This window comes from Gordonia sp. N1V, from assembly GCF_029269935.1.
GTDB classification, from domain to species: Bacteria; Actinomycetota; Actinomycetes; order Mycobacteriales; family Mycobacteriaceae; genus Gordonia; species Gordonia polyisoprenivorans.
The window spans coordinates 170,193-183,412 of sequence record NZ_JARJDD010000002.1 but is presented as its reverse complement, the minus strand read 5'-3'; the positions used below and the strand labels follow the sequence as shown (position 1 = coordinate 183,412).

Genomic DNA, 13,220 nt, shown 5'->3' with positions numbered 1-13,220 from the left:
ATTAGTTATCGCCCATCACAGTTCGGCGAACCATCACAGCTTGGGAGGATTCCGTGTCCACTGTCGACCAACCCGCGGCGGCGCCACCGCCGCCGCACGCGCATCCGACGGGCGCCCAGTACATCGCGATGCAGGCCAGCCCGCAGTTCCAGGACCTCAAGCGCACCCTGCGGCGCTTCGTGTTCCCGATGACGGCGTTCTTCCTCCTCTGGTACGCGCTGTACGTGCTGCTCGGTGCCTTCGCTCATGACTTCATGGCGACGCCGGTGTGGGGCGACATCAACATCGGACTCGTCTTGGGGCTGCTGCAGTTCGTGACGACCTTCGCCATCACCGGAATCTATGTCCGCTTCGCCAACCGCGAGCTCGACCCCAGGGCCGAGGCGATCCGCACCGAAATGATGGACGACGCGATGAACAACGAGGCAGCCAAATGACCACTCTCGCAGCATCTGCCGCCGTGGGTAATCCCATCGCGAACATCGCCATCTTCGTCGCCTTCGTCGCCATCACGTTGTTCGTGGTGATCCGCGCGAGCAAGAAGAACGCCTCGGCCACCGACTACTTCACCGGTGGCCGCGCCTTCTCCGGACCGCAGAACGGCATCGCCATTGCCGGCGACTACCTCTCCGCGGCCAGCTTCCTGGGTATCGCCGGTGCCATCGCGGTCTACGGCTACGACGGCTTCCTCTACTCCGTCGGCTTCCTCGTCGCCTGGCTGGTGGCGCTGCTCCTCGTCGCCGAACTCTTGCGCAACACCGGCAAATTCACGATGGCCGACGTCTTGAGCTTCCGCCTCAAGCAGCGCCCGGTACGACTGGCGGCGGCGATCTCGACACTGGCGGTCTCGCTGTTTTATCTGCTGGCGCAGATGGCCGGTGCCGGCGGCCTGGTCGCCCTGCAGCTCGACGTGACCTCGCGGACCGGGCAGTCGATCGTGATCGCCGTGGTCGGCGCGCTGATGATCGTCTACGTGCTCGTCGGCGGAATGAAGGGCACCACCTGGGTGCAGATCATCAAGGCCGTACTGCTGATCGCGGGTGCCGCGTTCATGACGGTCCTGGTGCTGGCCAAGTTCGGGCTCAACGTGTCCCACATCCTGGGCGGCGCCCAGGATGCGATCAGCGGATCGTCTAGCGAAAAGGTCGCCGCCCGTGACGTTCTCGCGCCCGGCGCCAAGTACGGCGGGTCGATGGAATCGCAGATCAACTTCATCTCACTGGCCATCGCCCTGGTTCTCGGCACCGCCGGCCTACCGCATGTGCTGATGCGTTTCTACACCGTCCCGACCGCGAAAGAGGCTCGGCGCTCGGTGGTCTGGGCGATCGCGCTCATCGGTGCGTTCTACCTGTTCACCCTCATCCTCGGTTACGGTGCCGCCGCGATCGTCGGACCCGACCGCATCCTCGCGGCCGCCGGCAAGGAGAACGCCGCAGCGCCACTACTCGCCTTCGAACTCGGTGGCACGATCCTGCTCGGCATCATCGCAGCCGTCGCGTTCGCGACGATCCTCGCCGTCGTCGCCGGACTGACGATCACCGCCTCGGCGTCCTTCGCCCACGACATCTACGCCAGCGTCATCAAGCGCGGCAAGGTCAGCGAGGACGACCAGGTCCGCGTATCACGCTACGCTGCAATCACTCTCGGCGTCCTCGGAATCGTGCTCGGCATTCTCGCCAACGGCCAGAACGTGGCCTTCCTGGTGGCCCTGGCGTTCGCCATCGCCGCTGCGGCCAATCTGCCGACAATTGTGTATTCGCTGTACTGGAAGCGCTTCAACACCCGCGGTGCGCTGTGGAGCATCTATGGTGGCCTCGGTTCGACGCTGCTGCTCATCGTGTTCTCGCCCGCGGTCTCCGGTAAGGCCACCTCGATGATTCCCGGCGCCGACTTCGCCTGGTTCCCGTTGGAGAATCCCGGCATCGTCTCGATCCCGTTGGCCTTCGTGCTCGGTATCGTCGGCACGCTGACCTCGCCGTCGGATCGCGGTACCCCGGAACGCAACGCCGAGATGGAGGTTCGCTCCCTGACCGGCGTGGGCGCCGAAGAGGCGGTGGCGCACTAAGACGCCATCCGACGACCCGAAGGCGTGTCTCCCGAGGTGATCTCGGGAGACACGCCTTTACCATTCGGGCATGACCAACTGCATCTTCTGCGCGATCGTCGCGGGTACGGCGCCGAGTGTCCGGGTGTCGGAAACCGAGGCCACCTACGCGTTCATGGACATCGCGCCGGGCAACGACGGCCATCTGCTGGTGATCCCCAAGCGCCACAGCACCGATCTACTCGACATCGACGCGCAGGATCTGACCGCGGTCACCCTCGAAGCGCAGCGGATCGCCCGCGCCGTGGTCGGCGACCTCGACGCCGACGGCGTGAATCTCCTCAACTGCTGCGGCGCCGACGCCTGGCAGACCGTCTTCCACTTTCACCTGCACGTCATACCGCGTTACGCCGATCGGGATCGGGACCGCCTGCGACTGCCCTGGCAGCCGGGTGTCCCGGGAGATCGACAGGTGATGACGGACTTCGCGGATCGGCTGTCGGTCGCGCTGGGCTGAGGGGCCTGCGCGCCCCTCGGCCGGGGTTACCGAATACCCAGCACGACGACGTCGTTCACGGTGTTCGGTCGATCGTGGCGGAAGCAGGTCATCAGGATGGCGCCGGGTACCGGCAGGACCCCGGATAGCTTGTCGCAAGGCGCGGGTCGCGTCGTTGCCTGCCCATCGGCGGCGATCACCGCCACGACATTCGGTCCGGTCGTGGCCACCACCCCGCTCACGATGCCATCGCCGACGGCGGCGAGTCGTTGTCCGACCGGAATCTCGTCGGGTATCCCGTTCGGGTAGAGATCGGCACCACGGATGGTCGAGAACGACGCGCTTCGCAGATCGACCATCCCGCTCATGGTTCGGCCGTCGGTGCCATACCAGTCGGATTGCAGGTAACGGGCTTGGTCTCCGGCCCTCATCAACAACCCCGGACCGGGTGGATCGGTCGCGCCGGGCACTGTCGTGACCGAATCTTTCTGTGACACATCGACAATCGCCAACTTTCGCTCGTGGATCAACTGGCGCTCCAACACTATCGCCACGCGATCGCCGTCCACCGCGATGATCGACGCCTCGGAGTCCGGCGACGACGGGAGTCCGATCGTACGCGCGACTCCCGATGTCGCATGGAATGTCACGAGCGATGGTCGCTCCCCGCAGGTCGAGATGGCCACCACCGCCGATGACGTCGTCGACACCCTGAAGCCACCGAAACACTCACGGGTCGACGTCGTCCATCGCGTGTGGCCGGTGCGGACATCGAGCGCTCCGATGGTCGTTGGGCGGTCGTTGCGGTCGTAAGCGATCACCCCCACGATCGACGCCCTGGTGGCCCCGGGTACCCGAACTCGCCAACCTTCGGCGTTGGTCCACAGGCGCTCTCCCGACACGGCATCGATCCCGACGAGGGCATTCCGGTACCCCCCGTCCGAACAGGTGACCAGGACGACCTCGTGCCCGGCCGGCCCTGCAGCCCATATCCCCACCGTGCGGCAGCCGAACGGTAGATCTGCGAACGATCGGACCCACCGCCGCTGCCCGGTCTCACCGTGGTAGGCGGCCACCGAATCCCGGCCCAGCACAACGAAACCCGGTCCGGCCGGGGTCACCGAGAACGGACCGAGTGCAGGTACGGTGTAGGCGATGCGGGTTCCCAGGCTTGCCGGAATCGATGGAATAGGAACCGCTGCAACGGATTTTACGGACGGCCAAGGTGTCGCCACGACGATCGAGCCGACAGCGGCGCACACGACGACCAGACCGCCGGCAAGCGCGCCGACGAGCACGGCTCGGGTGCCGGTCGTGGCCGCCGGTCCGCCCGCGCGGACCGCGCCAACCAACAGCACCGCCACCGACGCCGCCATCAACGTCAACGCCCACCGCGCGATCGCAATGACGGGCGCAACGTCGAAGCCCAACAACTCGTCGTCGGCGTCGTTCGACGGCGATCCACGCCACGCCCATGCGGCCACTGCCATCGAGGCCGCGAGAAACACGGAGATCGCCGGGGTCACCAAGAACGCGATTCGACGCCGGACACGTCTCACCATCACCCCGGTCACGGCCGCGACCACCACCACCGCCTGCACGATGGCCATTCCGACTACCGTGCCGAGAAAGGAGGTGACAGAACCGAAGTCACCTCCGATCAGCGTGGCGGGCCGCCGACTGAAGAAGGCCACGACAGCCATCACAGCCGCGCCCATCCCGCCTCCCGCTGCCAGGAGCGCGGCCCCCTTCGACACGGCTCGACCACACAGCTCTACACCCATCCGACATCTCCCCCGAGTTCCCGGCGTCAGCCGGCGTCGTTGATTCGTGCGAACGGTTGTGCCGCCTCGAGTTCGTAGGCGAGTTCGAGCAGCGTGCGCTCGTCACCGAAGTCGGTGGTGAAGTGCATGCCGAGGGGCAGGCCCTGCGAGGTCTGCGCGAGCGGCAGGCTGATACCCGGCGCGCCGGAGGTGTTGTTGGCCGGGGTGAACGCGACGTAGCGGGTCAGCCGGTCGAAGATTTCGTCGAAATCGCCTGCGGGATCGAGGTATCCGATCTTCGGGGTGGTGTGCGCCAGCGTCGGTGAGAGGACCGCGTCGAAGCGGGCGAAGGTCTCCCGGAAACGGACGGTCGACTGTTTGAGTCCGCGGATCACCGACGGCGTACGCCACATGCGGCGCAGGTACAGGCGCGAGAGCCCGCGGGTGAACGGGTCGAGCTTGCTGCGATCGAACCCCTTGTCGATCATCCGTTTTCCGAATCGGTCCAGCGAGAACGCCAGCATCGCCCAGTAATCGGTGAACTGGGTGACATACGCACGGTCGACAGGCACCGGGATGAATTCGGTGCGGTGGCCCAGGCTTTCGAGGAGTTCGGCGGTGGCGGTCAGGCCGGCCTGGGTGTCGTCGTCGAGCAACTGTCCGGTCAGTGGCTCGGTGAGCATGGCGATGCGCAGGCGCCGCTCCGACGGCCCCTGGACGAGACCCACGGGTGGGAGACCCGGTGCCGGACAGAACTTCTCGGCATCGGCGAGGAAGTGGGCGGTATCGCGCACACTACGACTGATGACCCCGTTGGAGATGAGGTCGATGGGCATCGCCTTACCCTCGGGCGAGGCCACCACCCGGTCGCGGCTGGGTTTGAGTCCCACGAGTCCGCACGCGGCGGCCGGGATCCGGATCGATCCGCCGCCGTCGTTGCCGTGCGCGATCGGCAACGCCCCCGATGCGACGAGTGCGGCCGATCCGCCGGAGGACGCACCCGAGGAGTAGTCGGTGTCCCAGGGATTGCGGGTGGGGTCCCGGTCGACGAATTCGGTCGTCGCGGTCAGACCGAACGCCGGCAGCGTCGATGCCCCGACGATGTTCAGTCCGGTGGCGAGCAGTTGATCGGTGAACGGCTCGTTGGCGGTGGCCACCCGCACGGGGACCGCCGCGGACCCGTGGGTCGTCGGGATACCCGCCATCAGGGTGTTGTTCTTGATGACCGAAGGCACGCCGGCGAACACGCCACCACCGAAATCGTCGTCGGCGGCGCGCTTGCGGGCACGTTCCCTGTCGTCGACGGCGATCGCGTTGATCTGCGGGTTGACCCGGTCGATCCGCTCGAGCGCGGCGTCGACGGCTTCGGTCGCCGAGATCTCCCCCGCGGCGATGGCCTCCGCCACGCCGAGTGCGTCGGACTGCCCGAGTGCGTCGTCACCGAATGCATGCACATGCCTCATGCGGGCCCACCCTAGCGGGCGTCGACCCTGATAGCGTCCACTCCATCCACAAGACACGAAACGGGGCCCGGGGATGACGCGACGAGCACGACGTGGATTGCTGATCGCGGTGCTGGCCATCGCAGCGCTACTCGTTCCGGTCGGTGTGGCTCCCGACGCCCATGCGGCCGGGCACATGGTGTCGGCGGGCTCGCCGTCGGAGAAGCTCACCACCATCGTCGTGCACTCCGATGCGATGGACCGCGACATCCCGCTGACGGTGATCAAGCCGCGCGATCCGTCGCAGCCGCGAGGCGTGCTGTATCTGCTCAACGGCGCCGGCGGCGGTGAGGACAGCGCCTCCTGGCTCGCGCGGACCGACATCGAGTCGTTCTTCGCCGACAAGAACGTCTACGTCGTCATCCCCGAGCAGGGCGCATTCAGTTACTACACCGACTGGATTCGTCGTGATCCGACGCTCGGCGTCAACAAGTGGTCGACGTTCCTCGGCTCGGAGTTGCCCGCGGTCATCGACTCGACCTACCGCACGAGCGGACGCAACGCGATCGGCGGCATCTCGTCGTCGGGGACCTCGGTGCTCAATCTGGCGATCGCTCATCGCGGGCTCTATCGGGCGGCAGCGTCCTACAGCGGTTGCGCCTCGACGTCGGACCCGTTGGGGCAGCAGTACATCAAGCTCGTCGTCGACGGTCGCGGCGGTGGCAACACCGTGAACATGTGGGGCCCCGACAACGGTCCGCTGTGGCGTGCCAACGATCCCGTCCTCAATGCGGGCAAGCTGCGCGGCACCGCGCTCTACATCTCGAACTCCAGTGGTCTGCCCGGTCCGCACGACAACCCGCAGGCGGTGCGCGACCCGATCACGCTGACCGATCAGGTGGTGCTCGGCGGCGGGATCGAGGCGGCGACCAGCATCTGCACCCAGCAACTCCTCGGACGCCTCAACGGACTGCGCATCCCCTACACCGCCGACGTCGGCCGGCCGGGCACCCACTCATGGGGCTACTGGCAGGATCAGCTCCACCGGTCGTGGCCGTTCTTCCGACGCGCGATCGGCGGCTGATCAGGCGATCATCGCCATCACATCGCCGGCCAGTCGCGCGGCGAACGCGTCGTCGATGGCCTTGCCGAACACCGCGTGGTGATAGAGCGGCGCGATGATGTGGTCGAGGATCTGCTCGACGGTCGGCGTCGGCTCGCCGCGGTCGGTGGCGCGGGCCACCATCTGCTGCGCCTGGTCGCGCCGGATCTCCCAGCACGGGCATTCGTCGACGAGTTCATCGCGCGCGACGATCATCGCCCGTAGGTAAGAACGACGTTTGGGCCGCCCGATGTCGGCGGCGATGATCTGTGCCCAGTCGGTGAGATCGCCACGCAGACTGCCGGTATCGGGGAGATCTTCCCCCTGGGTGAGGGCGGCGACCGCCACCTCCTCGACGAGTGCGGTGATCGATCCCCAGCGCCGGTAGATCGACGTCGGATTGACCCCGGCGAGCTCGGCGACCTGCGGGATGGTCATGGTCTCGCGCTCGCCGGCACCGACGAGTTGTCCCACGGCGCGGTAGACGGCCTGCTGCACGCGAGCACTGCGTCCACCGGGCCGTCGTGGGTGTTGCCCCTCGTCCACCTGCACATTCGTCGCCGTTGTCGCACTCATGGAATCGATTATTGCAAACTGCGTTGCTTTAGGGGTCCATCCCGGCTAGTTTGACTAACGCAAACGTCTTTGCTTTTGCCGGCTCGTCAACTTCGGAGGTTCCCGTGTCGCGACTACATCCGCACCGCGCGTTCTGGGTGGTCACCGCCACGGTGGTGATGGTGCTGTTCGCGTCGGCGGCGCCCTCACCCCTCTATCCCGTCTACCAACAGCTATGGGGTTTCTCGTCGTTCACCCTGACCGGCGTCTTCGCGATCTACGTCGTCACGATGCTGATCAGCCTGCTGTCGGTGGGATCGCTCTCCGATCACATCGGCCGACGGCCCGTCCTCGCGGTTGCCCTCGTGCTACTGATCGCGAGCATGGCGCTGTTCCTCGTCGCCGACGGCGTCGGCACCCTGATGGCGGCCCGTGCGCTGCAGGGATTGGCGACCGGTGCTGCGATCGGCACCCTGACGGCGACCGTCGTCGACATGGCACCGAGCCCCCGCCTGTCGTCGGCGATCACCGGGGCGGGGCCGACCATCGGTCTCGCCGGCGGGGTCGCGGTGGCCGGCGTTCTCGTTCAGTACGCTCCCCACCCTCGCTTCCTGGTCTACGAGATCGTCCTCGCCCTCTACGCCGTCCTCCTGATCGCACTGCTGATCGTGCCGGAAACGTCTGAGCGCGTGGGCTTCTCGTCACGACGTCACCTGCTCGGCACCCTGGCACCGCAGGCGTCGGTGCCCGCCGCGGTGCGCCCGCTGTTCTGGGCGGCCATCCCCGCGTTCGTGGCCACATGGTCGCTCGGTGGCCTCTACCTCTCGCTCGGCTCATCGGTGGTGGCGCGCGTGTTCGGCGTCGCCAATCACGCCGAAGCGGGCCTACTGCTGTTCGCCTTCTTCGCCGCCGGCGCGCTGACCTCGTTGCTGGTCACGTCGTGGGCGCCGCAGGCCAAACTGGCCTTCGGCTATCCGGCGCTCGCCGGTGGTGCGGTCATCTCGCTGGCCGGCGTGCTCACCGAGTCACTGCCGGTGTACATCGTCGGCTCGCTGATCGCCGGATCCGGATTCGCCGGGACCTTCCTCGGTGCATTGGACTCGATCAGCGCGCAGACACCCGCTCCTGCGCGGGGCCAGGTCTTCTCGGCGGTCTTCATCGTCAGCTACGTGGCCTTCAGCGTGCCCGCGGTGATCGCCGGACTCGTTGTCGGCCACCTCGGTCTGCGCGCCACCGTCGCGATCTACGTCGGGTACGTGCTCGCACTCGCCGTCCTCGGCGGACTGGCGTCGGCGCGCACCCGCCGGCGGGCGAATCTCCGGGCCCGGGTTTGCGCCCGCGACCTCGGAGAGTATGAAGGTAGGCATGCACCTGAAATTCAGTTCAAGTGAAGAAGCCTTCCGCGACGAACTTCGGACATTTTTCACCACCGCGATCCCCAAGGACCTGCGCGAACGCTCGGCCGCCGGGAAGCTGAACTACCCCGAGGACATCGTCACCACCACCCGCATCATGAACGAGGCGGGCTACGCCGTACCGCACTGGCCGACCGAATGGGGCGGCCAGGACTGGACCCCGATCCAGCACCACATCTACCGCGAGGAGATGAGCCTCGCGTCGGTGCCCGACATGCTGCCGTTCAACGCGGGCATGATCGGGCCCGTCATCGCCCAGTTCGGGTCGCAGGAGATGAAGGAACGCTTTCTGCCCAAGACCGCCAATCTCGACATCTGGTGGTGCCAGGGCTTTTCCGAGCCCGAGGCGGGCTCGGACCTCGCGTCGCTGAAGACCCGCGCGGTGCGCGACGGCGACCACTACGTCGTCAACGGCCAGAAGACCTGGACCACCCTCGGCCAGTTCGCCGACTGGATCTTCTGCCTGTGCCGCACCGACCCCGACGTCAAGAAGCAGGCCGGCATCTCGATGCTGCTGTTCCCGATGGACACCCCCGGCGTCGAACTGCGTCCGATCCAGTTGATCGACGGCGGTTACGAGGTCAATGAGGTCTTCTTCAACGACGTGCGGGTTCCGGTGGAGAACCTCGTCGGCGAGGAGAACCAGGGGTGGACGCAGGCGAAGTTCTTGCTGGGCAACGAGCGCAGCGGCATCGCGCGCGTCGGTTACACCAAGACCAAACTGGCCCGCGCCAAGGAACTCGCCCGTGAGATCACCGCGGCCGACGGCAAGCCACTGATCGAGGACCCGTTCCTCGCCGCTCGCCTCGCCGAACTCGAGAACGAGATCCTCGCCCTGGAACTGACCCAGCTGCGTGTGGTCGCATCGTCGGCCGACGGCAAGCCCAACCCCGCGTCGTCGCTGCTCAAGCTCCGCGGAAGCCAGCTGCAGCAGGAGGCGATGGAGTTGCTCGCCGACATCGCGGGCCCGGATTCACTTCCGGTCGCCGGCCTCGACCCGGCCGCGCCCAACGGATCGGCCGACATCGAGGCCCCGGAATGGGCGCAGCTGTCGGTGCCGACCTATCTGAACTACCGCAAGGTGACCATCTACGGCGGTTCGTCGGAGGTCCAGCGCCAGATCATCGACAAGGCCGTGCTCGGCCTGTAATCGCGCCGCACACACGACCATTCGACCTCCCGACACACGAGGAACACACATGGATTTCGAACTGTCCGAAGAACAGACGATGTTGCGCGACACCGTCCGCGACGTGCTGAGCAAGACCTACGACGTCGAGACGCTGCGCAAGGTCACCGACACCGAGCTGGGCTGGAGCCGCGACGTCTGGAAGTCGTTGGCCGACATCGGCATCCTCGGCCTGACCATTCCCGAGGAAGACGGCGGCGCCGGAGCGGGCCCCGTCGAGTTCGCCTCGGTCATGGGTGAGATCGGCCGAGCGCTGGCACCCGAGCCGTACCTGGACGCGGCGTTGGTCCCGGGCTCGCTGATCGTCGCGACCGCCGAAGGCGACCTGCGCGAGGAACTCCTCGGCGGCCTGGCCGGCGGCGAGTTGCTCCTGGCCTTCGCCCATCAGGAGGCCGGCGACCGCTGGCCTGCGGCCGCGGTGGCCACCACCGCCGCCGACGGGAAGCTCACCGGAACCAAATCGCTGGTGCCGCACGGTGATTGCGCGGACAAGCTGATCGTGTCGGCGCGCGAGAACGGCGAGGTCGGCCTGTACCTCGTCGACGCCGACGCCGAGGGCGTCACCCGAACCGCCTACCGGACCCACGATCGGCGTCGAGGCGCTCAGATCGTCTTCGACGGCGCCCCGGCCACCCGCCTCGGTTCCGGCGACGCCTCGGCACAGCTCGCCGACGTCGAGGTCGGCATCCAGACCGCGCTGTGCGCGGAGGCAGTCGGGGCGATGGAACGCGCACTCGACCTGACCGTCGATTACCTCAAGACGCGCAAGCAGTTCGGGGTGACACTGGCGACCTTCCAAGCGCTGACGCACCGGGCGGCCGACATGTACGTGCAGCTCGAGCTGGCACGGTCGATGAGCCTGTATGCGACGACCGCGCTCGCCGACGGCATCTCCGACCCGGTGATCGCCTCACGCGCCAAGCTGCAGATCTGCCGCTCAGGCCGTCACATCGGCCAGGAGGCGATCCAGATGCACGGCGGTATCGGGATGACCGCCGAGTACCCGGTCGGCCATTACACGAGCCGATTGACCGCGATCAGCCACACCCTCGGCGACGCGACCGAGCACGTGCAGAGCCTGGCACGCAACGTCAACTCCTACGATCTGGTCGCCCTGTCCTGATCTCGACCCGGACGGGGTCGGTGCCGAGATCGGTGGCGCCGACCCCCTCCGGGCACAAACTCTCCACACCCCTCAGCAGATGCCGGTGCTCGGATTCGAGCAGGCGCAACAACCAGGTCATGGTGTGGGAGTACACAACCGACCCGCTACCCGCGGAAGGGTTTGGCCCATCCAGGGTTTGATCTTCTTGCCCGATCGGGCGCCGGTGATGGCCTAGGGTTCTCCGCAGGGATGCGGTTCGCCGCTGACGTGCGAGAACGGGAGGGTTTCAGTGGAGATCTTGCGGGACAACCTGGCACATGGTGCGTCGTTCTCCCTGGTGGGGATCGCGCTGCTGATCGTCGGCTTCGTCGCCCTCGATCTGGTGACCCCGGGCCGGCTGCGGCAGCTGGTCTGGGTCGACCACAACCGCAACGCCACGATCCTGACCGTCTCGATGGTGATCGGACTGGCAGCGGTGATGGTCTGTTCAGTGATCGACACCGCCTATCTCGAGCTGTGGCGCGGGCTGGTCGACACCATAGTCTACGTCGCGCTGACCATCGCGGTGATGATGTGGTCGTTCGTCCTGATCGACTGGCTCACCCCCGGCAAGCTCGGCACCCTGCTGCTCGACGACGACGGCGAGCATCCGGCGATCTGGGTGACCGCGACGGTGTTCCTCGGTATCGGCGCGGTGATCGCGGCGGTTCTGCTGGCCTGACGCCCCGGGCTTGTTGACGCATGAGCTTATTGACGCTTGCTCAATAAGTGCCCTAGTGTCCCCAGAGAGGACGGCGCGCGCCGTCCGGCCGGACCGACACCACTCAGGGGGATCACCGCATGGCCGCACCACTCATCGAGGAGTCCATCGACATCGACGCCACACCCGAACAGGTGTGGGAGGTCATCTCCGACCTCAAGCGCATGGGCGAATGGAGTCCGCAGTGCGTGAAGATGATCGTCCGCGGCCCGGTGGGCCTGGGCACCAAGACGATCAACGTCAACCGCCGCGGACCGCTGGTGTGGCCGACGACGTCGAAGATCGTCCGCTTCTCCCCCAACCAGGAACTCGGTTTCCGCGTCGCCGAGAACCGCACCGTGTGGAGCTACACGATCACGCCGACGGCGAGCGGGGTCACCGTGACCGAGCGTCGCGAGGTGCCGGGCGGGACCACGTCGACGGTGTCGTCGGTGCTCGTCGACAAGTTGATGGGCGGCACCGAGAACTTCGAGGCCGAGCTGAAACTCGGTATGGCCGAGACGCTCGGCAAGATCAAGCGCGCCGTCGAGGGCTGAGTAGCGCCCTCAGCCGTCGAGTTTCTCGATGAGGGCGGGCAGGTCGGCGATCGAGTCGATGACGTGGTCGGGGACCGGCCCGAACTCGTCGCGTTGCAGGGCGACGAGTGCCTCCTCGCGGAACTTGCCGGTCCGCACGAGCACCCCGATCAGCGCCGACGCCTGCGCGCCGAGGACGTCGTTGTGCATGTCGTCGCCGACCATCACCACCTGGGTCGGCTCGAGATTCATCATCTCGACTGCAGCACGGAAGCCGAGTGGTGACGGTTTGCCGATGGCGCGGATCTTGCGACCCGACGCCTTCTCCAGGCCCTCGAGGTAGACGCCGGTGTCGATGGCCAGTCCCTGGGCGGTCGACCAGATCATCGATCGGTGCATCGCCACCACCGGCACTCCGGCCAACATCAACTCGAGCACGATCGACAACGCTCGATGGGTGAACACCGGTCCGGCGCCGCCGAGCACCACGACCTGCGCCTGGGCCGGGTCGTCGGTGAGGGCGATGCCGGTCATGTCGTCAGCGATCGGGCCCTCGTTGAGTACCCACGCCTTCTTGCCCGGATAGGTCTGAGCGAGGTATTCGGCGGTGAGTTTGGCGGCGGTGAGGATTTCCTCGGCCGACACCTCGAACCCGCAGCTGTTGAGGGCGTCGGCGATCTGACCGCGCGAACGGGACGTCGTGTTGGTCAAGAACATCCGCGGCAGGCCGCGATCGGCGAGGATGCGGACCGCCTCGACCGCGCCGGGCAGCGCCTTCCACGACGTGACCATCACACCGTCGATGTCCATCAGCAACCCGAGCGTCATCCTACA

13 protein-coding genes are annotated in these 13,220 nt (G+C 66.8%); 9 read left to right on the top strand and 4 right to left on the bottom strand.

The window, feature by feature from the left end; all coding sequences use genetic code 11:
- Positions 1-53 precede the first annotated feature (53 nt).
- The 3 genes from P3L18_RS03340 (at position 54) to P3L18_RS03330 (ending at position 2,561) form a co-directional block, all read left to right on the top strand.
- Positions 54-437 (top strand): DUF485 domain-containing protein, encoded by a 384-nt coding sequence (locus tag P3L18_RS03340; protein WP_276113232.1) that lies wholly within the window; start codon positions 54-56, stop codon positions 435-437.
- Positions 434-2,065 (top strand): cation acetate symporter, encoded by a 1,632-nt coding sequence (locus tag P3L18_RS03335; protein ID WP_276113231.1) that lies wholly within the window; start codon positions 434-436, stop codon positions 2,063-2,065. Before P3L18_RS03340 ends, P3L18_RS03335 begins: the two co-directional genes overlap by 4 nt.
- A 70-nt stretch (positions 2,066-2,135) precedes the next feature.
- Positions 2,136-2,561: an HIT family protein gene (locus P3L18_RS03330; RefSeq protein WP_006372449.1), complete on the top strand. Its 426-nt coding sequence runs from the start codon at positions 2,136-2,138 to the stop codon at positions 2,559-2,561.
- Positions 2,562-2,587: 26 nt separating this feature from the next.
- On the opposite strand, the gene P3L18_RS03325 is transcribed toward P3L18_RS03330, so the two are convergent.
- Positions 2,588-4,258 (bottom strand): PQQ-binding-like beta-propeller repeat protein, encoded by a 1,671-nt coding sequence (locus P3L18_RS03325; RefSeq protein WP_276113230.1) that lies wholly within the window; start codon positions 4,256-4,258, stop codon positions 2,588-2,590.
- A 92-nt stretch (positions 4,259-4,350) separates the two neighbouring features.
- On the bottom strand, positions 4,351-5,766 hold the full coding sequence (locus P3L18_RS03320; protein ID WP_276113229.1) for an amidase: 1,416 nt from the start codon (positions 5,764-5,766) through the stop codon (positions 4,351-4,353).
- 73 nt (positions 5,767-5,839) lie between these two features.
- Here P3L18_RS03320 and P3L18_RS03315 point away from each other — a divergent pair, with 73 nt between their 5' ends.
- Complete coding sequence (locus tag P3L18_RS03315; RefSeq protein WP_276113228.1) at positions 5,840-6,829, top strand: alpha/beta hydrolase family protein; 990 nt, start codon at positions 5,840-5,842, stop codon at positions 6,827-6,829.
- Here the strand turns inward: P3L18_RS03315 and P3L18_RS03310 are convergent, their stop codons facing one another.
- Complete coding sequence (locus P3L18_RS03310) at positions 6,830-7,423, bottom strand: TetR/AcrR family transcriptional regulator (RefSeq protein ID WP_079931240.1); 594 nt, start codon at positions 7,421-7,423, stop codon at positions 6,830-6,832.
- 104 nt (positions 7,424-7,527) lie between these two features.
- Here P3L18_RS03310 and P3L18_RS03305 point away from each other — a divergent pair, with 104 nt between their 5' ends.
- The 5 genes from P3L18_RS03305 (at position 7,528) to P3L18_RS03285 (ending at position 12,407) form a co-directional block, all read left to right on the top strand.
- On the top strand, positions 7,528-8,793 hold the full coding sequence (locus P3L18_RS03305; RefSeq protein ID WP_006372445.1) for an MFS transporter: 1,266 nt from the start codon (positions 7,528-7,530) through the stop codon (positions 8,791-8,793).
- Complete coding sequence (locus P3L18_RS03300) at positions 8,768-9,967, top strand: acyl-CoA dehydrogenase family protein (protein ID WP_006372444.1); 1,200 nt, start codon at positions 8,768-8,770, stop codon at positions 9,965-9,967. Before P3L18_RS03305 ends, P3L18_RS03300 begins: the two co-directional genes overlap by 26 nt.
- A 49-nt stretch (positions 9,968-10,016) precedes the next feature.
- Positions 10,017-11,129 carry an acyl-CoA dehydrogenase family protein gene (locus P3L18_RS03295; RefSeq protein ID WP_276113227.1) on the top strand — a complete coding sequence of 371 codons (1,113 nt, stop codon included), beginning with the start codon at positions 10,017-10,019 and terminating at the stop codon, positions 11,127-11,129.
- 271 nt (positions 11,130-11,400) lie between these two features.
- Positions 11,401-11,832, top strand: a complete 432-nt coding sequence (locus tag P3L18_RS03290; RefSeq protein WP_276113226.1) for a DUF350 domain-containing protein — start codon at positions 11,401-11,403, stop codon at positions 11,830-11,832.
- Between the two features lie 119 nt (positions 11,833-11,951).
- A complete protein-coding gene (locus P3L18_RS03285; protein WP_020172411.1) occupies positions 11,952-12,407 on the top strand; it encodes an SRPBCC family protein in 456 nt (151 codons plus the stop codon).
- Between the two features lie 9 nt (positions 12,408-12,416).
- Here P3L18_RS03285 and P3L18_RS03280 read toward each other — a convergent pair whose 3' ends face one another.
- A complete protein-coding gene (locus P3L18_RS03280; RefSeq protein ID WP_006372440.1) occupies positions 12,417-13,214 on the bottom strand; it encodes an HAD-IIA family hydrolase in 798 nt (265 codons plus the stop codon).
- Between the last annotated feature and the right edge of the window lie 6 nt (positions 13,215-13,220).